Source organism: Ruegeria sp. N11, assembly GCF_056531525.1.
Genome location: NZ_JBQFLX010000007.1, coordinates 186,289 through 207,967 on the forward strand (window position 1 = coordinate 186,289; position 21,679 = coordinate 207,967).

Annotated in this window: 22 protein-coding genes and 1 pseudogene; 9 read left to right on the plus strand and 14 right to left on the minus strand. The window is 60.5% G+C overall.

What is annotated here, in order from left to right; all coding sequences use genetic code 11:
* Positions 1-147: 147 nt before the first annotated feature.
* On the minus strand, positions 148-2,529 hold the full coding sequence (locus ACR0J8_RS09800) for a mechanosensitive ion channel domain-containing protein (protein ID WP_480889896.1): 2,382 nt from the start codon (positions 2,527-2,529) through the stop codon (positions 148-150).
* A 371-nt stretch (positions 2,530-2,900) separates the two neighbouring features.
* Between ACR0J8_RS09800 and ACR0J8_RS09805 the strand changes: the two genes are divergently transcribed.
* The 7 genes from ACR0J8_RS09805 to ACR0J8_RS09835 are packed head-to-tail and all read left to right on the plus strand — an operon-like array spanning position 2,901 to position 9,400.
* Positions 2,901-4,115: a glycosyltransferase family protein gene (locus ACR0J8_RS09805; RefSeq protein ID WP_480524971.1), complete on the plus strand. Its 1,215-nt coding sequence runs from the start codon at positions 2,901-2,903 to the stop codon at positions 4,113-4,115.
* Positions 4,112-5,359: a glycosyltransferase family 4 protein gene (locus ACR0J8_RS09810; protein WP_480524972.1), complete on the plus strand. Its 1,248-nt coding sequence runs from the start codon at positions 4,112-4,114 to the stop codon at positions 5,357-5,359. Before ACR0J8_RS09805 ends, ACR0J8_RS09810 begins: the two co-directional genes overlap by 4 nt.
* On the plus strand, positions 5,359-6,435 hold the full coding sequence (locus tag ACR0J8_RS09815) for a glycosyltransferase family 4 protein (protein ID WP_480524974.1): 1,077 nt from the start codon (positions 5,359-5,361) through the stop codon (positions 6,433-6,435). The genes ACR0J8_RS09810 and ACR0J8_RS09815 overlap by 1 nt, the downstream gene beginning before the upstream one ends.
* Complete coding sequence (locus ACR0J8_RS09820; RefSeq protein ID WP_480524976.1) at positions 6,432-7,016, plus strand: histidine phosphatase family protein; 585 nt, start codon at positions 6,432-6,434, stop codon at positions 7,014-7,016. Before ACR0J8_RS09815 ends, ACR0J8_RS09820 begins: the two co-directional genes overlap by 4 nt.
* The gene (locus tag ACR0J8_RS09825) at positions 7,013-8,155 is read left to right on the plus strand and encodes a glycosyltransferase family protein (protein ID WP_480889901.1); all 1,143 of its coding nucleotides are present in this window, start codon (positions 7,013-7,015) and stop codon (positions 8,153-8,155) included. The genes ACR0J8_RS09820 and ACR0J8_RS09825 overlap by 4 nt, the downstream gene beginning before the upstream one ends.
* Positions 8,152-8,937 carry a polysaccharide deacetylase family protein gene (locus tag ACR0J8_RS09830; RefSeq protein WP_480524981.1) on the plus strand — a complete coding sequence of 262 codons (786 nt, stop codon included), beginning with the start codon at positions 8,152-8,154 and terminating at the stop codon, positions 8,935-8,937. Before ACR0J8_RS09825 ends, ACR0J8_RS09830 begins: the two co-directional genes overlap by 4 nt.
* Positions 8,924-9,400, plus strand: a complete 477-nt coding sequence (locus tag ACR0J8_RS09835; RefSeq protein ID WP_170678362.1) for a class I SAM-dependent methyltransferase — start codon at positions 8,924-8,926, stop codon at positions 9,398-9,400. Before ACR0J8_RS09830 ends, ACR0J8_RS09835 begins: the two co-directional genes overlap by 14 nt.
* 20 nt (positions 9,401-9,420) lie before the next feature.
* On the opposite strand, the gene ACR0J8_RS09840 is transcribed toward ACR0J8_RS09835, so the two are convergent.
* Positions 9,421-10,563: an alpha-D-ribose 1-methylphosphonate 5-triphosphate diphosphatase gene (locus ACR0J8_RS09840; RefSeq protein ID WP_480524983.1), complete on the minus strand. Its 1,143-nt coding sequence runs from the start codon at positions 10,561-10,563 to the stop codon at positions 9,421-9,423.
* 53 nt (positions 10,564-10,616) lie between these two features.
* Here ACR0J8_RS09840 and ACR0J8_RS09845 point away from each other — a divergent pair, with 53 nt between their 5' ends.
* A complete protein-coding gene (locus tag ACR0J8_RS09845) occupies positions 10,617-11,300 on the plus strand; it encodes a DUF1045 domain-containing protein (RefSeq protein WP_480524984.1) in 684 nt (227 codons plus the stop codon).
* Here ACR0J8_RS09845 and phnN read toward each other — a convergent pair.
* The 8 genes from phnN to phnG all read right to left on the minus strand — a co-directional run bounded on the left by phnN (position 11,282) and on the right by phnG (position 17,146).
* Positions 11,282-11,830, minus strand: a complete 549-nt coding sequence (gene phnN, locus ACR0J8_RS09850) for a phosphonate metabolism protein/1,5-bisphosphokinase (PRPP-forming) PhnN (protein ID WP_480524986.1) — start codon at positions 11,828-11,830, stop codon at positions 11,282-11,284. The genes ACR0J8_RS09845 and phnN overlap by 19 nt on opposite strands.
* Positions 11,827-12,510 (minus strand): phosphonate C-P lyase system protein PhnL, encoded by a 684-nt coding sequence (gene phnL, locus ACR0J8_RS09855; protein ID WP_480524988.1) that lies wholly within the window; start codon positions 12,508-12,510, stop codon positions 11,827-11,829. The genes phnN and phnL overlap by 4 nt, the downstream gene beginning before the upstream one ends.
* A gap of 24 nt (positions 12,511-12,534) precedes the next feature.
* A complete protein-coding gene (gene phnK / locus ACR0J8_RS09860; protein ID WP_480524990.1) occupies positions 12,535-13,305 on the minus strand; it encodes a phosphonate C-P lyase system protein PhnK in 771 nt (256 codons plus the stop codon).
* On the minus strand, positions 13,302-14,162 hold the full coding sequence (locus ACR0J8_RS09865; protein WP_480889907.1) for an alpha-D-ribose 1-methylphosphonate 5-phosphate C-P-lyase PhnJ: 861 nt from the start codon (positions 14,160-14,162) through the stop codon (positions 13,302-13,304). Before ACR0J8_RS09865 ends, phnK begins: the two co-directional genes overlap by 4 nt.
* A 262-nt stretch (positions 14,163-14,424) precedes the next feature.
* A complete protein-coding gene (locus ACR0J8_RS09870) occupies positions 14,425-15,021 on the minus strand; it encodes an HAD family hydrolase (RefSeq protein ID WP_480524993.1) in 597 nt (198 codons plus the stop codon).
* Positions 15,018-16,109 carry a carbon-phosphorus lyase complex subunit gene (locus ACR0J8_RS09875; RefSeq protein WP_480524995.1) on the minus strand — a complete coding sequence of 364 codons (1,092 nt, stop codon included), beginning with the start codon at positions 16,107-16,109 and terminating at the stop codon, positions 15,018-15,020. The genes ACR0J8_RS09870 and ACR0J8_RS09875 overlap by 4 nt, the downstream gene beginning before the upstream one ends.
* Positions 16,110-16,112: 3 nt before the next feature.
* On the minus strand, positions 16,113-16,688 hold the full coding sequence (gene phnH / locus ACR0J8_RS09880) for a phosphonate C-P lyase system protein PhnH (protein WP_480889911.1): 576 nt from the start codon (positions 16,686-16,688) through the stop codon (positions 16,113-16,115).
* Positions 16,685-17,146 (minus strand): phosphonate C-P lyase system protein PhnG, encoded by a 462-nt coding sequence (phnG, locus tag ACR0J8_RS09885; RefSeq protein WP_480524999.1) that lies wholly within the window; start codon positions 17,144-17,146, stop codon positions 16,685-16,687. The genes phnH and phnG overlap by 4 nt, the downstream gene beginning before the upstream one ends.
* A 103-nt stretch (positions 17,147-17,249) precedes the next feature.
* Between phnG and phnF the strand changes: the two genes are divergently transcribed.
* Entirely contained in the window at positions 17,250-17,960 is a 711-nt protein-coding gene (gene phnF / locus ACR0J8_RS09890) for a phosphonate metabolism transcriptional regulator PhnF (protein WP_480525001.1), read from the plus strand.
* Between the two features lie 156 nt (positions 17,961-18,116).
* Here the strand turns inward: phnF and ACR0J8_RS09895 are convergent.
* The 4 genes and pseudogenes from ACR0J8_RS09895 to phnD form a co-directional block, all read right to left on the minus strand.
* Positions 18,117-18,428, minus strand: a pseudogene (locus tag ACR0J8_RS09895) (LbetaH domain-containing protein); the annotation flags it as partial.
* A 23-nt stretch (positions 18,429-18,451) separates the two neighbouring features.
* Positions 18,452-19,819, minus strand: a complete 1,368-nt coding sequence (gene phnE / locus ACR0J8_RS09900) for a phosphonate ABC transporter, permease protein PhnE (protein WP_480889915.1) — start codon at positions 19,817-19,819, stop codon at positions 18,452-18,454.
* Complete coding sequence (gene phnE, locus ACR0J8_RS09905; RefSeq protein ID WP_480525005.1) at positions 19,816-20,697, minus strand: phosphonate ABC transporter, permease protein PhnE; 882 nt, start codon at positions 20,695-20,697, stop codon at positions 19,816-19,818. The genes phnE (ACR0J8_RS09900) and phnE (ACR0J8_RS09905) overlap by 4 nt, the downstream gene beginning before the upstream one ends.
* A gap of 66 nt (positions 20,698-20,763) precedes the next feature.
* Positions 20,764-21,666, minus strand: coding sequence for a phosphonate ABC transporter substrate-binding protein (phnD, locus tag ACR0J8_RS09910; protein WP_480889917.1), 903 nt, complete (start codon positions 21,664-21,666; stop codon positions 20,764-20,766).
* Positions 21,667-21,679 lie beyond the last annotated feature (13 nt).

Below are 21,679 nucleotides of genomic sequence, written 5' to 3' on the forward strand. Positions count from 1 at the left end.
CTGCACGTTCTCGGCCCGCCGTGGCTCAAAGGCGTGTCAGTTTATCCCACTCATCCAAAGAGCCACCGCCGCGCGGGACGCGCGGCCCGGCCCAACACTTTGCTGGCGTCTCGTCAGAGACGCCGGTCAAAGGGGCGGGAGGATGCGCTATCTGTCATCACCGCCGCCCGGGCCGATATCGTCAAGATAGTCTTCATCAATCGCAGCCTGCACAGCGCCGGTTACGGCCTCGCGCTGCTTGGGCGTCAGGTCCTCGGCATTCTTGTCATCGGCCAGACGCACGGTGACCTCGCGGTGGGCGAAACGAATGCCCTCGCGCGCGAACAGTTCGCGGATTTCCTGATAGACCTTCTTGCGCACCAACCACTGGTCGCCCGGCTTGGTCATGAACTTGACCCGGATGATCATCGCTGAATCCTGCATTTCAATCACGCCTTGCGATTTCAATGGCTGAATGAAGTTCTCGCCGATCACCGGATCGCTCAGCAACTGCTGGCCCAGCTTCTTGATCAGCTTGCGCACTTGCTCGACATCGGTGTCATAGGTCACACGCAGCGGCAGCTTCATGATCACCCAGTCGCGCGAGTAGTTGGTCAGCACCTTGATCTCGCCAAACGGAATGGTGTTGAGCGCCCCAAGATGGTGGCGCAGCTGGAAGGACCGGACCGAGATTTTCTCAACTGTCCCCTTCACGTCGCCGATATCGATATATTCGCCTTTGCGGAAGGCATCATCCATCAGGAAAAACGCGCCCGAGAAGATGTCCCGCACCAGCGTTTGCGAGCCGAACCCAACGGCCAGACCAACAACACCGGCACCCGCGAACAGCGGACTGACGTTGATGCCCAGCTCCATCAGCACAATCAGAATGATGGTCACGACGACAACTGCAAGGATCGCACCGCGGAACAGCGGCAGCAGGGTGGCCAGACGGCTTTGCCCCCCTTCGCCGCCTTCATCGCCCAGTTCCGCTTCGCCGACATCGACCTCTTCTTCGGCGATTTTGGAATCGATCCAGATGCGGAAGAAATGGAACAGGATATAGCCCATGAAGATGATCACCATCACATCGAGCACCCGCTCGATCGGAAGATCCTCGCTCCAGTTGGCGTCCGGGTTCCAGATCACCACCAGTGCGTAGGCACCAACCACGAAGGCCAGAATGCCCGCAACACGCCGGGCCAGATCCTCGTAGGTCAGGATGGTGTGCTTTCTCTGCTCAGCTTCAGGTGTTTCCGCTGCGCCCTGCCCCTCTTCGGTTTCGGCCTCTTCCGCGCGGGCGTTCATTTCCTCGATCTGACGGTTGCGGTCGAAATACCGCTCCAACAGATAATTCATGGCGCCGTAAGCAATCACGACGGACATGAAAATGAGATAGCTGCTGGCGACAATCGGTATGGAGTTCTGATTTTCCAGCAGCAGGTCCACGGCCAGTTTCAGCCAGCTGAACACCAGATACACGATCAGCACAGGGGCCCAGGCGAACGAGATGAACCGCAATATCCACGACACCTGATCCGGCGCGCGTCCGCCGCGAATGGCGTTCGAGATCGCACGGGCATTGAACAGGATCATGAAGACATTGGCGACAGCACCCAGCATCGTCAGACTTCCGTAGACCATCGCGTAGACGTTGTAGTTCAGCCCGAAATCGGCAACCCAGGTGGAAAACAGAACGACCGAAATATCATAGGTCGCGATGGCCGAAGCCCAGATGTACAAGCGCTTTGCGTCCCTGTCGGAAAAGGGTGGCAGTCGGTATTGGCTCAGGTAGGGCGACAGGACCATCCGCCACAGATCCGACACTGTCCGCGACAGGAAGAACGCCGTGAAGATGGCTGTGACCGTGAACTGGATCGAGATGTCCTCGGCCTCGCCAAGAAACAGATACCCCACGATCAGCGCCAGCAACATGGCAAACACGGTGGCCCCAATCCCCATCAGGAACCGGAACACCAGGAACGGCATCTTCTCACGGTACCCCTGGGGGTTGTCCTTGGATCGCGCCACCACGATACGCCGCGCGATGCGCTTGCCGTAGATCTCGATGGACAGCCACCGTCCCAGCAGCAGGAACAGGATATTCCAGGCCAGAACCTCGACATAGGTCATGATCCGCCCGTCCGGGCTGGTCTGGCGCAGAATGTACTGCACTTCGAAGATCGAATAGGGCAACGCCTCCAGCCGCGACTGAACCGACCCCCGGAAAGTCCTGAACCTCTCCTGCGCCTTCATCAGTTGCGAGCCTTCACCCATCGGGTCGTTCTCGTCGCCCGTAGCCGCACCTGCGGTTCCGGTGGTTCCGGCAGTTGCGACCTGCCCGGCGCTGTCGATCACAATCACGCTTGCGCCAGCTTCGGTCGCGGCGCGGATGGCTGCGGCTATGTCTCCGTCGGCGGTCGTCTCGGCACTGGTGTCGCCAGCAGTCGGGTATCCCGGAATCAAGGATGTCTGAGCGACGGCCCCCGTTCCGGCAGCAAGCACTGCCCAGAAAGTGAAAACCAGCGCGGCAAACAGTTTGAAGTGCATGGGTTTGTGTCCAGTTCGCATGTTGCCGCACAGAATACTCAAGCGTTTACAGGTGTTCAAATTATCCAACCTTCCCATCTCGATAAAGTGTCCAGCCGTGTTCCTGGCGCACAGTTTTGGACAAGGCTGTTTTCAACCTGACAAAAACTGAATATGACCAATCCTGTAACAAGTGAACACCGTCAGACCGGTTCGGGCGGGACAATCCGGTGCCACGCGCCTGTTCTGCCCTGGAATTGATGTTGCCAAATCGCAATGCATGGCGCATTTGCAGGTCGGCAGCGCTCGTTTGGCGGGCAGAGACTGAAATAATAAGATACGGGTGCATTTGCGCGGATACTGCACCGAAATGACAAAAAACGGGCGAAGGCATGAGCCTAGAACGACATAGTGAGATATCCGGCCGCGCGCCGCGCATTTTGTTTTACAGCCACGATACGTTCGGGTTGGGCCATTTGCGCCGTTCCCGTGCACTGGCCGCCGCGATCACCCAGGCAGATCCGACGGCGTCCGCGCTGATCCTGACGGGCTCCCCCGTGGCGGGGCGGTTTACGTTTCCACGCCGCGTCGACCATGTGCGCCTGCCCGGCGTCACCAAGCGGGCCGACGGTTCATATGCCTCGCAGACCATTGGCATGGGCATCGAAGAAGTCACGGAGCTGCGCGCCCGTCTGATTCAGACCGCAGTCGAGCAGTACGATCCCGACGTCTTTGTCGTGGACAAAGAGCCGACAGGGTTTCGGGGCGAGTTGCTGCGTACACTGGAATCCCTTGAACGTTCGCGCCGGACGCGGCTTGTGCTGGGTCTGCGGGATGTTCTGGACGAGCCCGAGGTTCTGGCCGCCGAGTGGGCCAGAAAGGACGCAGTGGCCGCGACGGAGCGGTTTTACGACGAAATATGGGTGTACGGGTTGCGCTCGGTCTACGATCCGACCAAGGGGCTGCCGCTAAGCCCGGCGGCGCAGTCCCGTATTCACTGGACAGGTTATCTTCGGCGCGATCTTGGCCCCGTTGGTGAACCACCCAAGCAGCCTTACGTGCTGATCACGCCCGGCGGCGGCGGAGACGGCAAAGCGCTCGTCAATCTGGTGCTGTCCGCTTACGAAAGCGACCCCGACCTGTCGCCAAGGGCGGTGCTGGTCTACGGACCGTTCCTGTCGGGCGAATTGCGGGAAGAGTTCGAAACGCGCGTTGCCGCGCTTGATGGGCGTGTTACCGCGGTAGGATTTGAATCGCAGATTGAAACCCTGTTTGCCGGCGCCACCGGAGTTGTCTGCATGGGTGGTTACAACACCTTTTGCGAGGTTCTGTCCTTTGACAAACGCGCGGTCATCGTACCGCGCACGACACCGCGCCTGGAACAGTGGATCCGGGCTTCCCGGGCCGAAAACCTGGGCCTGATCCGCATGCTGGACGAACGCCGGGAAGGGTTGACAACCGAAGCAATGATCCAGGCCATTCGTAATATTCCGCACCAACCGCTGCCGTCAGAAGCCATCCGGGGCGGATTGTTGGGCGGGCTGGATTACGTGACCGATCGTATAGAGGTTTTGCTGGGCCGCAAACGGGAACGGGCCACCGGATGACCGCAGACCTGCCGAAACTGGCGGTGCTGGTCAAAGGTTGGCCGCGCCTGTCCGAGACGTTCATCGCCCAGGAACTGGTGGCCCTGCAAGAGGCTGGCCACCGCTTTGACATCTGGTCCCTGCGCCACCCAACGGATGTCAAACGCCACCCTCTGCACGACCGTTTTCGGGGTCGGGTCCATTATCTGCCCGAGTACTTGTACGAAGAACCCGGCCGTGTCTGGGTTGCCCGTCATGTGGCGCGGGCTTTGCCCGGCTACAACCAGGCTTACCGGGTCTGGCGCGATGATCTTCGCCGCGACCCTAGTCACAATCGCATCCGGCGCTTCGGGCAGGCCTGCGTTCTGGCCGCCGAACTGCCGGAGCAAACGCTGGCGCTTTATGCGCATTTCATGCACACGCCCTCCTCAGTCGCGCGATATGCCGCGATCATGCGGGGATTGCCGTGGAGCTTTTCCGCCCACGCCAAGGACATCTGGACCTCACCAGAATGGGAGAAGCGGGAAAAACTGCGGTCCGACACGTTTGGTGCCGCGTTTGGGGCCACTTGCACCGCCATTGGCGCAAAACACCTGCGTGGGCTTTCTGATGATCCCGCGCGGATTGAACTGATCTATCACGGGCTGGATCTGTCGCGCTTCCCGTCCCCTCCTGACCGTATGATCCGGGCCGCAAACGACCCGTTTCACATGCTGTCCGTCGGCCGGTTGGTCGAAAAAAAAGGGTTTGACCGACTGATCGACGCATTCGCCCTGTTACCGGATGCACTGGACTGGCACTGGACCCATATCGGGGGCGGTTCATTGAACAAACAGCTGCAGGAACGGGCCGTCGCTGCGGGTTTGGCGGACCGGATCAGCTGGAAAGGTGCCTGCGATCAGCCCGAAGTGATCGAGGCGATGCGGCGTGCCGACCTGTTTGTTCTGCCCAGCCGGATTGCGGTGGACGGCGACCGTGATGGTTTGCCCAACGTGTTGATGGAAGCGGCCTCTCAGCAGTTGCCAATCCTGTCCACCCCGGTTTCCGCCATTCCCGAGTTCATCGAGACCGGCGTGCACGGTATTCTGGCGGACGATGATCCCGCAGCGCTTGCATCCGCAATGTCCGGTGTTGCCGCCGATCCGGAAGAGGCGGCCAGAATGGCTGCGGCGGCTTACAAGCGCCTGATCACCCAATTCCAAATGGATCCCGGCATTGCCCGGCTGTCCGCCCGCCTGAACGCCTTGTGTCTGGAACCTGCCTGATGGCAAGGGTTGCCTTTTATGCTCCGATGAAATCTCCGGACAGCCCGGTTCCCTCGGGCGACCGCGAAATGGCGCGCAATCTGATGAAGGCGATCGGCGCACAGGGGGACAAGGTCGATCTCGTTTCCACGCTCCGCATCTATGACAAGACCGGAGATACCGGAATCCAGCAGGCGCTGCATGCCGCGGCACGGGTCGAAGTGGAACGCGTTCTGGACACGATGCCAGCCGAAACGGCTCTGTGGGTGACCTATCATAATTATTACAAGGCCCCTGATCTGCTGGGGCCACAGGTCTGCAAGGCCCGGGGAATTCCGTATGTGCAATTGGAAAGCACCCGCGCTTCCAGCCGGCTGAACGGCCCTTGGGCCGATTTTGCCAGTGCTGCGCATCGGGCCAGTGATGCGGCGCGGGTGATCTACTATCACACCGCCAACGACCTGATCACGCTGGAGCGGGACCGATTTGGCGATCAAATCCTGGCCGAGTTGCCGCCGTTTCTGCCCATTGCAGATCTGCCCGCCGTTTCGGAACGCAACGGGCCCATGCTGGCGGTCGGCATGATGCGGCATGGCGACAAGCTTGCCTCGTACCGGGTTCTTGCCGACGCACTGGCGCGGTTAAACGGGGAATGGGCCTTGAATATCGTTGGCGATGGGCCCGCCCGGCCGGAAGTCGAAGCCTTGATGGCCCGGTTTGACGGGAAGGTGCGTATTCTGGGTCTGCTGGACCGGGCCAGGGTCCAAGCTGCCTACCTAAAGTCGTCCTTTCTTGTCTGGCCCGGCGTGAACGAAGCCTATGGTATGATCTATCTTGAGGCTCAGGCCTGTGGCCTTCCGGTTGTTGCGCAGGACAGACCCGGTGTGCGCGATGTTCTGGCCCCCTCGGACCATCCGACTGTCGAAGCAGGCGCCCAAGGCCTGGCCGACCGGATGCAGCTGTTGCTGAATGACCCGGTCCTGCGCCGCACGCTGGGAGAAAACGCGCGCGCGCATGTGGCGGCGCGCAACCTGATGCCCGAAGCCACCAGGCGCTTCTGGCAACACGCCCGCCCGTTATCGGGGGCACCTACATGACCCGGCTTGCCCTTCTTCGACATGGCCACACGCATTGGAACCGTGCGGGGCGCATTCAGGGGCGCAGCGATATTGCACTGGATGACGACGCGCAAGCCGAGCTTTCGGGTTCCGCCCTCCCTTCCCCGTGGGACACGGCCGAGCTGTGGTCCAGCCCGCTGATGCGTGCAAGCGAAACGGCGCAACTGGTGTCAGGACGCGCGCCAAAGACGTCAGACGCCCTGATCGAAATGAATTGGGGCGCCTGGGAGGGTAAGCGTGGCGTTGACCTGATCGCAGATGCCAGCAGCGGTTACCGTCATATCGAGGACTGGGGATGGGATTTCCGCCCCCCAAACGGAGAAAGCCCGTCCGACGTCCGAGCCCGTCTGGCCCCTTGGCTGTCAGGCCTGCAAAGGGACACAATTGCCGTCTGCCATATCGGTATCATGCGGGTCATTCTGGCGCAGGCCTGGGGGTGGGACTTTAACGGCCCCGCACCCTTCAAAATCAAGCGCAACCGGCTGTATATCGTCGACATGAGAAACATGCACCCTGATCCCGAACCGGTTCGCCTGCTGCGCCCGGAGGCCAATTCATGAAGGTTCTGATCGTAGTCACGCACCTGTTGGGCACTGGTCATCTCAGCCGTGCCCTGACACTTGGGCGCGCCTATGCGCGGGACGGGGCTGAGGTGTTGGTCGTATCTGGCGGGATGCCCGCACCGCAACTGAACAGTGCGGGGCTGACGCTTTTCGGGCTGCCGCCCCTGCGGTCGGATGGAACGGACTTCACGCGACTTCTGACCGAAACAGGCTCTGTTGCGGACGACACATATCTGTCAGCCCGGATCGTCGCGCTGACGCAGGCCGTTCAGCGTTTTCAGCCGGATGTGCTGATCACCGAACTGTTTCCGTTTGGTCGGCGCTCGCTGGCCCGAGAGTTCACGGCTGCCCTTGAAGCAGCGCATGGCCTGCCGCGCCGCCCGCTGATTCTGGGGTCGATCCGCGACATCCTTGCGCCGCCCTCCAAACCGGAAAAAGCTCATCGCGCACTTGCGATGGTGATGCGGTACTATGACGGCATCTTTGTCCACTCGGACCCAAAATTCACGAAACTGGATGTCAGCTGGCCCGTCACGGCGGAGCTGTCCGAGCGGTTGCACTACACCGGTTTTGTTGCCCCACCGGCACCACAACCGCACGCGGACGGCGTCGGCCGGGACGAGGTCATCGTCAGCGCCGGTGGCGGATCGGTGGGCCAGCCGATCTTTCGCGCGGCCATCGAGGCCGCCCAAAAGATGCCAGACAGGCGCTGGCGCCTGCTGGTCGGCGGACGAGACGCAAGCGCGCGCATCGCTGATCTGTCGAAACAGGCCAAAGGCACCAACATCACGCTGGAACCGGTCCGGCCGGATTTTCGTGAAATGCTTCCAATTGCCGCCGCTTCGGTCAGCATGTGCGGTTACAACACTGCGCTGGATATTCTGCAAAGCGGCACGCCGGCGGTTTTCATACCCTTTGACGACGGCAATGAGGTCGAACAGGGTTTGCGCGCTCAAAGCCTTGCAGATCTTCCGGGCATCGGGGTGCTGCCCAGCGCCCGGTTAAGCGGCACTGCTCTGGCCAAGGCTGTCGGCACAGTATTGTCAGACGGTGCACGCGAGGTTCCAACACAGGGGTTCGACGGGGCGCGGGAAGCGGTCGAGATCACGAAAACGCTGCTGGAGCGGTGCCGATGACCGCAAACTGGAATCCTCTGACACACGAACTGAAACTCTGGTCGGATGCAGAGTTGACCCTGCCGCTTTGGTGGCGGGACGACGATGCGGTAACCGTGACGCCGCAGTTGGAAACCCTGTCGGCACTGTCTTGCCGCATCGGCCTGCCCGTACATCTTGCCGTAATCCCCCGCAACGCAGACGAAGCCCTGGTCGATTATGTCGCGCAGCATTCCGAACTGGTCCCGGTGGTGCACGGGTTGTTCCATCAAAACCACGCTCCCGCCACCGAGAAAAAAGCTGAATTCCGCCTGCACCGTCCAATCGCGCAAATTGCGCAGGACGCGGGGGCTGGAATTTCGACTCTGCACAAACTGTTGGGCGACCGGCTCAGGCCCGTTTTCGTTCCGCCATGGAACCGCATCGCCCCCGAAGTGGCGCAGGTTTTACCCGATCTCGGCTATCGCATTCTGTCAACGGCAACGCCACGTGCATCAAGGCTGGCCGCGCCTGGGCTGGAACGGGTGAACACCCATCTGGACCCCATCGACTGGCGTGGGACACGGGGACTTGTTGACCCGGACATACTTATTACCCGAACCGCAGGCCTCCTGCGGGACCGGCGCGAAGGTTGCGCGGACAATACCGAGCCATTTGGCGTGCTGACCCACCACCTGGTGCATGATCCGGACATCTGGCGATTTACCGAAACCCTGCTGGCCAGATTGCTGGACGGACCCACGGAGATCTGGGTCGCGCCCCACATTCGAAACACCCACGGAGTACCCGATGAGCCGACTTGATTCCATGCTGCGCCGCCTGACCGCGCAACGCGACGGTCTGAACTGGGCTGCAGCCCGGATCGCCGAAACACCTGGGGATATTCTGGATATGGGACTTGGCAATGGCCGGACCTATGACCATTTGCGGGAGATCCTGCCCGACCGGCGCATCTGGGTCATGGATCGCGTGTTGCAATGCCACCCCTCCAGCACACCCCCGGCCGAAGATTTTCTGCAGGGCGAGGCAGAGCCGATGCTGGAAAAGCTGGCAGAAAACGGCCCCTGCATCGCCATGGCCCACTATGATTTCGGACGCGGCATCAAGGAAGAGGATGTTGCCGAGGCCGCCCGCCTCAGCCCGCTGATCGCACGGGTCATGCTGCCGGGCGGATTGCTGATCTCCGGCCAGCCCCTGGTGGGATTCAAGCAATTTGCCGGACCCGAGACCATAGCCCCGGACCGCTATCTGTTCTACAGGACCTGAGCAGCCTTTATCCTGCCGCTCTAAGCGACGCGGCGCCCCCGTGACCAGGCCGCGCTCAGCGCGGGAATACCATCGCGCAGGCGAAAGCGGATCAGATCAGCACGAAGACCTGCGCGCAGTTCACCCCGATCGGCCAGACCGGCGGCCTGCGCGGGGGTCTGTGTCACTGTCTTCAGGCCCTGCGCCATGTTGCCCCACATCTCACCTAGCATCGTGGCGGACAGCAGCAGCGCCGACGGCACGTAGTCCGAAGACAGAATATCCAGATGTCCAAGTTCGGCCAGATCACGGGCGGCCACATTGCCCGAATGCGACCCACCCCGGATCACGTTCGGCGCGCCCATCATGACCTTGATGTCATGCGCATGGCAGGCCTGCGCCGCCTCGACCGTTGTGGGAAACTCGGCCAGACGAATGCCGTGACCGGCTGAGATACGAACCTGATCTGCTGTGGTGTCGTCATGGCTGGCAAGAACCGCACCAAACCGGCGCGCAGCCTTGACCGCCTCGGTTTCGTGTTTTTCACCATTGCGTTCCCGCAGCCCCCTAAGCTGGGCCACGTGACGCGTGAACATCGCGTCATCCATCGCGTATTTGCCCTTCAGATAGGCTTCGAGCTTGTTCATGTCCCGGAACTGCCGCTGCCCCGGCGTATGATCCATCAGCGAGACCAGCCCGACACGATCTTCGGGGCCGAATTCGGCCAGTTCCTCGATCAGAGTTTCTGAACAGACCTCGGCCCGCAAATGCAGAAAATGGCTGATCTTCAATGCGTCCTGCTCGCGCAATTGCCAAAGCTCACGCGACAAACCCCGGGCATATTTCCCATAACGCCCCGCGCCCGAAGGGATGGAACCCACGCGCATGGCATCGAAGACGGTCGTAATGCCGGTGCTGGCAAGTTCCGCATCATGGGCAATGATGGCCGCGGCGTGCGGCCAGTGTACGTTTGGACGCGGCTGAATGTGACGCTCCAGATTGTCGGTATGCAATTCGACAAGACCGGGGCTGATGTAATCGCCTTCGCAATCCGTCGCCCCCTTGGGGACCGCCACCCCAGTATCGACCTGAGCAATGGTTTCGCCGAGGATGCGAATGCTGCCCGTAACCGTTTCATCGGGCAAAACAAGCGTCGCATTGGCAAGGATCAATTCTTCTGTCATCTGAACTTCACGCAGTTTGGGCTATGGATCGGCCACACAGGTAGGAGGCCAATGTGACATTCACGCGATACGCGATCTATTTTGCGCCATCCGGCGACGCGGACTGGACAAGGTTCGCAACAAGCTGGCTGGGTTGGAACATGGAAACGGGCTCGGTGGCGGCGCATCCCGACGTCGACGGCGTAGACGTAGCCGCCGTGACCGAGGTTCCGCTCAAATACGGCCTGCATGCGACGATGAAACCGCCCTTCCGCCTGCACAAAACCCGAACAGCCGCAGAACTGCAGGACGCCTGCATACGACTGGCGGCATCCTACGCTCCGGTCACGTTGGAGGGTCTGGAGATTGCGCGGTTCGGCCGCTTCCTCGCCCTGTGCCCCTTGGGAGACACCGCGAAACTTGGCGAACTGGCCGCCGCATGTGTTCGCGATCTCGATACGTTCCGCGCCCCTGCGACCGACGCGGATCTGGCCCGCCGTCGCGGCAACGGCCTGACGCCGGAACAGGACGCCAATCTGGTCAATTGGGGCTACCCTTACGTGTTGGATTCGTTCCGATTTCACATCACGCTTAGTGGCAAACTGGACAAACCCACGCTTCGCAGCGTTCAGGCGGCACTTGCAACACACCTTGGCCCGATGCTGCCAACCCCGTTTCGGATCGACGACTTGGCATTGGTGGGCGAGGCTGAAGACGGTCGGTTCCATCTGATCCATCGCTACGCTCTTTCCGGCTGAAGCCGGGACAGAATCTCATCCACTGTGGCATCGAGTGGACCCGAGTTGTCGATTTCGATCACCCGGTTCAAACCTTCGGGCAGCGGAGCCTCCGCCCGACCCAGGCGACGCGCCTGTTCCGCGGCACTTTCACGTCCGCGCGCCGACAGGCGTTGTGCCAGAACGTCCGGATCCGCGGTCAGCGACACGACAATCAGCTCACCAAACACATCCTGCGCCTGCAACAGAACCGCACGCGACAGGTTGACCAGCAACGCCTCGGCCCTGCGGCGCTGATCCGCGACCCCGCCCGGAATTCCGTACTGCAACCCATGGGCGCGCCAATGCAGCGCAAACGCGCCATCCTGTGCCATCTGTCGGAACATCCCGACCGGAACACGTTCGAAATCTTCGCCGCCTTCGCCTTCGGGTCGCGTGATCACCCGCCGCACCCGCTGAATGCCGTCCACCCGCGCCTCCAGCGCCTCCATCACACTGTCCTTGCCCACACCCGAAGGGCCGACAATCGCTATGACAGGGGCCAGGGTCATGCAGCCACACCCGGCGTGAAATCCGAGACGTTGACCTCGCGATCGCACACCCGCTCCCGCGCCTGGACATCGTGGAAGATTCCAACAATCGCGGCGCCGCGCCCCTTCGCCTCCTGGATCAGCGACAGGACGGTTTCACGATTTTGCGCATCCAGGCTGGCTGTGGGCTCGTCCAGCAGCAAGGCAGGATATTCATGCGCAAAACCACGCGCGATGTTCACCCGCTGCTGTTCGCCGCCCGAAAATGTCGTCGGGCTGAGTGTCCAAAGGGGTTCGGGAATATTCAGACGCCGCAGCAACCGGGCCGCGCGGTCCAAGGCCGCCTGCTTGTCGCAGCCAACCGCCAACAACGGCTCGGCCACTACCTCAAGCGTCGGCACCCGGGGCACCACGCGCAGGAACTGGCTGACATAGCCCAACGTCTCTCGCCGTAACGCCAAAATCTCGCGCGGTTCAGCCCGCGCCACATCCACCCCGCCGACCCGCACCTGACCCGAGGCGGCCAGATAATTTCCGTAGATCAGCCGCATCAGGGTCGACTTGCCCGCTCCGGAGGCTCCGGTCAGGGCCACGCATTCACCCGGTCCGACTTGCAGACAGGCGCCTTCCATCACCGGGATCACCGCGCCCCCCTGATTGTGCAGGGTGAAGCTCTTGCTCACGTTGACTAACTCGATCATCGCACTTCATCTTTTCCCAAATACTCAAACCTGCAGAACGCTTGACACAAGCAGCTGCGTGTAGACGTGTTGCGGGTCGTCCAGCACCTGATCCGTCAACCCGGCTTCGACCACGCGACCATCCTTCATCACCATCAACCGGTCCGCCAACAGGCGCACCACGGCCAGATCATGGGTGACGATAATGGCGCTGAGCGCCATTTCACGCACAAGCCCACGCAGCAGATCCAGCAGACGCGCCTGAACCGAGACATCCAGCCCGCCGGTCGGCTCATCCATGAACACCAGCCGCGGTCCGGTCACCAGATTCCGCGCGATCTGCAACCGCTGCTGCATCCCGCCCGAAAACGCGGTTGGGCGGTCATCGACACGCTCTGCCTCGATTTCGACCCGGTCCAGCCAGTCGATGGCCTTGTGGCGGATATTGCCGTAGTGACGATCGCCGACCGCCATCAGCCGCTCGCCGATATTGCCGCCGGCACTGACCGACATGCGCAAACCATCCCGCGCATGCTGATGCACAAAAGCCCAGTCGGTACGGCCAAGCATCCGACGTTCGGGTTCCGACATGGTAACGGTGTCAACCGGTCCATTCGCCCGAGTTTCAAAGATCACCTGACCCGCATCCGGTTCCAGATGCCCCGCCAGGCAGTTCAGAAGGGTCGACTTGCCCGACCCGCTTTCGCCCACGATCCCCATCACCTCGCCGGGGTAGAGGTCGAAGCTTACATCCGTGCACCCGATCCGCGCGCCATAGCGTTTCCCGATGCCTTTGACCTGCAACAAAGGGGTCATGCCGCGCTCTCCTCAGCCAATCGGCCCACATGGCCTGCCTCACGGCGTGACCGGCAATAGTCAGTGTCAGAACAAACAAACATCCGGTTGCCCGCATCATCCATGATCACCTCGTCCAGATAGCTGTCCTCGGCCCCGCACAGATTGCACGGATGGTCGGCCTTCGTCGCTTCAAACGGATGGTCTTCGAAATCGAGGCTCACGACTTTGGTGTGCGGCGGGACCGCGTAAATCCGCTGCTCCCGGCCCGCGCCAAACAGCTGGATCGCATCCATTTCAAGCTTGGGATTGTCGAATTTCGGGATCGGCGACGGGTCCATGACATAGCGGCCCGACACCTTGACCGGATAGGCATACGCGGTCGAAATCGCGCCGTGCTGGCTGATATCCTCGTATAGCTTCACATGCATAAGCCCGTACTCCTCAAGGCTGTGCATTTTGCGCGTCTCTGTCTCGCGCGGCTCCAGAAAACGCAGCGGTTCCGGGATCGGCACCTGATAGACAAGTATCTGATCTTCGGTCAGCTTCGCCTCGGGGATGCGGTGGCGGGTCTGAATGACTGTGGCCTTGGCCGTCTCTTCGGTTGTCGCGACGCCCGCAGTATTCTCGAAGAACTTGCGGATCGACACCGCATTCGTCGTGTCATCCGCGCCCTGATCGATCACTTTGAACGTGTCATCCGGCGTCAGCGTCGCCGCTGAAACCTGCACACCACCGGTGCCCCAGCCGTAAGGCATCGGCATTTCGCGGCTGGCAAACGGCACCTGATAGCCCGGAATGGCAAGGCCTTTGAGGATGGCCCGGCGTATCATTCGCTTGGTTTGTTCGTCCAGATATGCGAAGTTATACTCAGTCATTTGGCGTATCGTTTTGTTTTTTGGTGTTTTTGTGGACGTAATGTTAATTGGTTCGTTCTTATTGATCGTTTTCTTCTATTTGCTTTGGCACACCCGCCACGCAAAACGGCGACACGAGGCGCAACAACGCGACCCAACGGACGAATGGAGCGCGATCGGCGCGCCGACGCAGACCTCTCTCGGCAAAAATCCGCCAGCCCGCGCGGATACACCGGAGCGTTCCCCAGCTCACTTCGCCCCGGACAGACAATCCTGAACCCCGTCACAGGAAACCCCTTTCGCTCAGTTCTGCCTCCAGCGCCCGCGGCGTCGTAAAGTGAATGCCATCCATGCCAACTGCACGCGCGCCTTCGACATTGTGCAGACCGTCATCGATGAACACACACTCCGCGGGCGCAATACCAGCACGCGCGCAAAGCAGTTCGAAAATTCGCGCGTCGGGCTTCATCACGCCCTCCTGCCCCGAAACGACCAATGTTCCGAACACCTCGCCCAGACGCGGGTGCACCTTCAGTCCTTCTGGCCAGGTTTCGGCTGACCAGTTGGTGATGGCATGAACCGGCGTACCCTGCGCCCTGAGCCGGTCCAGAACATCCCAGGTTCCATGGATCGCGTTTTCAACGGTACGCGTGTACAATCCTACATATGCCGCAAAAAGGCGCTGGTCCTGCGGATCGTCAAGTTCCTGTGCCAGATCGGCAAATCGCTCGCCATTGTCTCCACGCGCATTGCGCGCCAGGAAATCCGTGCGTTCGATAAACGCATGTGCGGCGTCTTCCGACCCAAGCGCCTCGACCCAGGCCAGATGCGGTTTCCAGTCAACCAGTACACCGCCAATATCAAAAACAACCGCTTTCATTCTGCCGCCTCCTTCCCAATAATCCGTTCTTCGGCTTCCCGGCGCAGTTTCCGCACCAATTCCAGTTCAGACTGGAAATCCACGTAGTGCGGCAACTTGATATGCTCGAGAAAGCCCGTGGCCTGAATGTTGTCCGCGTGGCTCAGAACAAACTCCTCGTCCTGGGCCGGGGCGCCCAGATCGTCCTCGCCCAGTTCTTTCCAGCGCAGGGCACGGTCAACCAGAGCCATTGCGATGGACTTTCGCTCGGACTGGCCGAAGACCAGACCATAGCCGCGCGTAAACTGCGGCGGTTCAGTTTTGGACCCTTTGAACTGGTTCACCGTTTCGCATTCGGTCAGTTCGACCTCGCCAATCTCGATGGAAAAGCCCAACTCTGGAATGTCCATCTCGACCGCGACCTTGCCAATCCGCAACTCTCCCACGAACGCATGATTGCGGGCATAGCCACGCTGGGTCGAGTAAGCCATGCCCAGCACAAACCCCTCATCCCCGCGCGTTAGGGATTGAAGGCGCAGTGGCCGGTTCGACGGGAACTCCATCGGCTCGCGTGTCAGGTCTCCCGGTGTCACGTCGCTGGGCGGTTCGTCCTGAATGATATCCTCACCCTTCAAGAATTCGGTGATATGCGGTGTTGGTTCCTGCCTGGCAGAACCTTCGGGCGCAGCAGCCACCTCTCCGTCAGCGGCCAGTTTGAAATCCAACAGACGGTGCGTGTAATCAAAAGTCGGGCCCAGCACCTGCCCGCCCGGCGCATCCTTGAAGGTGGCCGAGATGCGGCGATCACATGCCATGCCACCCGTCTCAACCGGATTGGAATAACCAAACCGCGGCAGTGTCGTGCGATAGGCCCGGATCAGGAAAATCCCCTCGATCAGATCACCGCGCGCCTGTTTGATCGCCAGCGCCGCAAGATCAGGATCGAACAGGGACCCTTCGGCCATCACGCGGTTCACGGCGAGGCTCAGTTGTTCTCGGATCTGCGCAAGGCTCAACTCGGTAACATCCGTTGATCCGCGCCGTTCCTCGGCCAGCCAGGAATGGGCGTTTTCGATGGCCTTCTCGCCACCTTTGACAGCAACATACATCGCTTAACCCTCTGCCCTGATCTGCGTGCTGCGCGGCAATGCCGCGACTTGCGTTCCGCTGGTGAAAAAGAAGTCGCATCCCAGTGGGTAGAGCGCTGCATTGCCTTGCAGGACAGCGATATCCGGCAGCGAAAGATGCGCCACCTCCTTGATCCCCGGCCCGCTGAGTGCCGCGCCCTGCTGTTTGAGCGCGTCGCATTCCACGATCAGCGTGGCAGACCGGTCGGGATATTCCGGCGTGCCAATCCGGTAGGTGTTCAGCGGCATGAGATCCTCCCAGCGGCCAACCGAGAAATCGGCCTCGACCGCCGGAACAATCGGCGCGCCGGTATGGAAGGTCAGCCATTTCCGCACCGTTTCGGTATCAGCCTCCCCGGCAAGATGAACGCGGGTTTCAGGATCACACAGCGTCAACAGCAATGTACCCGCCGCAATGGACAAAGGCACGGGGGGTTCAGCACCAGTCAGGTCACGAATCTCTCCAGGTCGCGCCATGACGGTCATTGCCGCACGAAAGGCATGTGCGGCATCAATCGGCGCATTTAGGAACCCACCCGAGAATTGGGTTTGCGCGCTCATTGATCTTCTCCGCGTACCATGGTGAAGAACTCGACTTTGGTGGCCGCTGCCTTGGCCGCACGTGCCGTCTTGGTGGCCTGCATCTCCCGTGCAAGCGGATCAATCACTTTTGCCCGGACCATGTCGGCAGACCCGGTCTGCATCAGCGCATCGACCAGAGCCGCCGTTCGGGCCTTATCCCGGGATCGGCCCTGAACATAGCCGTGCCCGACCGTGCCATCCTCCAGCACCAGTGAGCATCGCGTCACTGTCATCTCACCCAGATTAAACGGGGCACCCGTGCCACCCGTGCGACCGCGCACCATGACGCCACCGATTTCGGGCGCACGCAGCCATTCATATGTCGGGTTCAGCTGCAGGCCGTCCCATAGTGCCATCAGGGCATCCTGCGGCGCCCGGGCCAGCACACCCATCCATGCTTGCCGCGCTTGGGCTGATTTATCTGTCTGTTCCACCATCAAAGCCTCTTGGCCAGGTTGTCTATTTTTACTATACAACTAGACAAATATTACACCTGTCGATCTCGAGTCGCAATCTCCTGAGCCGTGAAGTTTTTATGACATGAGCAAAACACCGATCTGGAAAAGCATCGCTCTGACCCTGACCTCGGACATTGCCGAGGGCCGCTACAACACCGGCGACCGCCTGCCCACCGAAGCGCAACTAGCCGCCACCCATGGTGTAAACCGGCATACCGTCCGAAGGGCGCTGTCCGATCTGGCCGAGCGCGGGCTGGTCCACGCCCGGCGCGGTGCAGGCGTGTTTGTTTCGGCCCGCCCCACCGACTACCCGATTGGCAAACGTGTCAGATACCACAAAAACATCTCGGCCAGCGGCAAGATTCCGGGCAAACGGGTGCTGGCCCTGACAACCCGCGCGTCTGATGAGGCAGAGGCCGAAGCGCTCGGCCTGCAAACAGGTGACCCGGTTCATGTCTATGACGGCTTGTCTCTGGCTGACGGGCAACCTGTGGGTCTGTTTCAGAGCGTCTTTCCGGCAGAGCGATTTCCCGACCTGCTGGACGCCCTGTCCGAAAACGCATCGGTGACAAAGGCCCTGCAAACCTGCGGTGTGCCGGATTACACCCGCATTTCGACCCGCCTGACCGCGCGATCCGCCAGCGCAACGCAGGCACTGCATTTGCATTTGACCGAAGGCGCCCCCGTGTTGCATTCGCTGGGGATAAACGCTGATCCTGACGGACAGCCCGTTGAATATGGCAAGACCGTATTCGCGGGTGAGCGCGTAACACTAACCCTAAGCGAAGAATAAAACGGGATTGCTCCCGCCCGTCTTCAGCCTCCTGACGGAGGCCTCATCCCGTTGGGCATAGCGCCGCGCAATGCGCGGCGCCGGGCCCAAGGCCGCCAAGGGGCGTCGGCGCAGCCGATGTCCCTGCGGGCGCGGGAGCTGACTTGGCTGACTTGATCACGCCTCGTGTCTTTCCAGAAATGCTTCGGCAGACAAGGCACGGAAATCTGGCAGGGCAGTACGAATCCTGCTGTTGTCCCAATCCCACCAGGCCAGTGCCATCATGCGATCTGCAATATCCGTGGGAAAGCGACGACGCACCGGCTGTGCAGTCACACCAGCAACAATAGAGTAGGGCGCTACATCCTTGGTGACAATCGCTCCAGAGGCGACGACCGCGCCATGGCCTATGGTAACCTCGGGCTTGATGATCGCGGCATGACCAATCCACGTGTCATGGCCGATAAACGCCGTGCGCCCCGCGATATGGTCTTTTTGTCCTTGTTCTCAGGTCACGGCAACAGGAACGGCATGCCCTTGCGATCCCGCGGCTTGCGTGTCTTTCCGGTTTCACCCTGGATCAGACGTCGGCGCAGCCAGCCCGAGAACCAATCCATCAGCATCACCATCAGGATGATCAGGACGATATAGTAGGCGACCTCTTCCCAGTCTTTTTGCGTGATGATGGCCTGCGTCAGCAGCAGACCGATCCCGCCGCCGGTGATCGCACCGATCACCGTGGCACTGCGGGTGTTGGATTCGAGGAAATAAAGCAACTGGCTCAACAACACCGGAGTGATCTGCGGGATCACCCCAAAGCGATAGCGCTGTGGCGCGTTCGCTCCGGTAGATTGCACACCTTCGATCTGCTTCTGATCCACATTTTCCAGCGCCTCAGAGAAAATTTTGCCGAATGTGCCGGTGTCCGTCACCAGAATGGCCAGCGCCCCTGTCAGCGGACCCGGACCAAAGGCCCGGGCCAGAACAACCGTCCAGATCAGCGCATCCACGCCACGGACAAAATCGAACACCCGGCGCGTGAAAAAGCGTACCGACCGCAACGGATTGAAATTGCGCGTCGCCATGAAGGCCAGCGGCAATGCAATCAGGCCAGCCCCAAGGGTTCCCAGAAAGGCCATCAGGATGGTCTCAAAGATCGCCCAGGCCACATCCTGATGCCGCCACATCTTGTTGGTCCAGAAGTCATTGAATATCGCACCGGCCTCACCTGATGCGGCACGCCCCATCAACTCCGAGAAGGATTTTCCGTAATACGGGCTGTCCAGTGTGAACCAGAACAGCTCCCAACCGGTGAAATAGCGGAATACTTCTGATCGGTTTCGGGTGACCGTCAGACGGCCCGCATCCGTCGTGATCGCCAAACGGTTCTTCGAGACATTGATCCATTCAGGCACATCCCCTGACGGCAATTCCGCCTGCACGCCAGCGGATCGGCTGGGTGTCGCGCGTACCCTTCCATAACCTGGGATGTCGTATTCGACCGTCTCGGGACCAAAGCGCACAAAGTGTCCGTCTTCCAGATCGATCACGGTCGTCTCACCCAACGCGACCCAATCCGGCGCGGTCCCCTCGGGATAGGCACCCTTACGCTCGCCCTCGATGGCAACCGAGACTTCACCATTGCGGTTGTCGCGTTCGACATGGGTCTTGTAGCTGTAGCTGTCCGAAACCAGCGTCTTGCCGTTTTCCCAATTGGCGCGTTCGGCCAGCCCAGGCACGTCAAAGGCAAAGAAGACATAGATCAGGTACAGGACAACCAGACCGGGCAATCCAAAGTTCACGATACGTTTGCGGCTGAACAGGCGGTCAGCCTCGGCCTCGAGGTCATCTATCGACAGGTCGGTGGGAAAGGTACTCATGCCGTGGCTCCTTTTTCCGACCCGTGGGTCAGGCGGTCGCGCAGCAGCCCGGACAGCTGATCAACGATAACGATGGTGACGAAAAGCAGGATGAAGATGGCCGCGGCCTCATCGTAACGCCCCTGTCCCCAGGACATGGCATTACGTAGCTCATAGCCCAGACCACCCGCACCGACGAAGCCCAGAATAGCCGAGGCGCGGATGTTGATCTCGAACCGCAATAGCGCATAGCTGACATAGTTCGGCCCGACCTGCGGGATCACGCCCAGATACATGCGCTGCGACCAGTTGGCCCCGACTGACTGCAACCCTTCAACCGGTTTGAGCGAGGCGTTTTCATTGACCTCCGAGAACAGCTTGCCCAGCGCACCCGCCGTGTGAATGGCAATGGCGATCATCGCCGGGATCGGGCCACCACCCAGAATGAAGATCAGAACCAGCGCAATCACGATCTCGGGTATGGCGCGGAAGATATCCGAGATACGGCGGAAGACCGGGATCAGTGATGGCCAAAGCGCCATGCCCCGCGTCGACATCAGTGCCAGAAACGTTCCACCGATCGTACCGACCAAAGTCGCCGCCGCCGCGATGTTCAGCGTCTCGATCAATGCTGGGAAAAACTCGACAAGATTCGCCGGCATAGCGCCGATCTTTTCCCAGGCTTCCGACAACACCTCGGCCGGATAGTCCAGAATGCGATGCCAGCCGTCGGTGAAGCTCCCCGCATTGCGGCTGTCGGCGGTGCGGAATCCCGCAGCCATCAAAGCCACGAACAGGATCAGAAGGATACCACCATAGACCCTCTTGCGTCGCGTCATCACTGTATATTCGTCGCGGATCTGATCGACGCTTTGGGACCCTGCAGTCAGGTCTGTCATGGAATGCTCCTGAGGGGAATACGGGGTCCGGTTCAATACCAGACCCCGATCATTGGATAGGCAGGCTTAGTTGGACTTCAGCTTGCGTGCTTCGATGATGATTTCGTAGGCGTCATGCGTGATCGGCTCGAACGCTTTTGCCTCACCCGCGGCAACACCGTAAAAGCATTCGCGGTCTTTCTCATGCAGGCCAGCCATCAGGGCAGTCATCTTTTCTTTGACATCCGCAGGCAGCGCGGTGCGCAGAACAACCGGACCTTCCGGGATCGGCTTGGATTTCCAGATTTCGACCATGTCATTCATGTCGACCAGACCGGAATCAACAGCGCGGCGCAGGGCGCCCGAATTGTAGCCGTCTTCCCAATTGCCCAGACCGTCAGCCCAGGTAACGCCACCGTCAACGTCGCCATTGTTGACCGCAACGATGGTCTGCTCGTGACCGCCGGTGAACTTCACTTCACCAAAATAGTCGCCCGAATCCATGGTCGCACCCGTAGCCTGCGGGATTTCGATCGACGGGATCAGATAGCCCGAGGTCGAGTTCGGGTCACCAAAACCAAAGGTCTTGCCCTTCATGTCGTCCAGCGAGTTGATGCCGCTGTCCTTGCGTGCAAACCCGATCGAATAGTAGCCGTAACCACCATCGACATTCACTTTGACCAGAACCGGCTCAACCGCCTCAGGATCGCTCAGATAGGTTTTTGCGTAGCCCGACGCGCCCAACCATGCCATGTCGATGGTACCGCCCAGCAGACCCTGAATAACGCCGTTATAGTCGGCAGGGGCAAACAGCTTGGTCTCAACGCCCAGCGCTTCTTCGGTGTATTCCCGCAGGCACTCGTTGTTGTTCAGACGGTCCTGAGCGTTTTCGCCGCCCAGAATACCGATGCGGAATTCGCTGATGTCCTGAGCCATTGCAGGTGCGGCCATGGCAGTGGTCGCAACAAGGGCAGCCATTAGTTTTTTCATCTGTCTCTCTCCA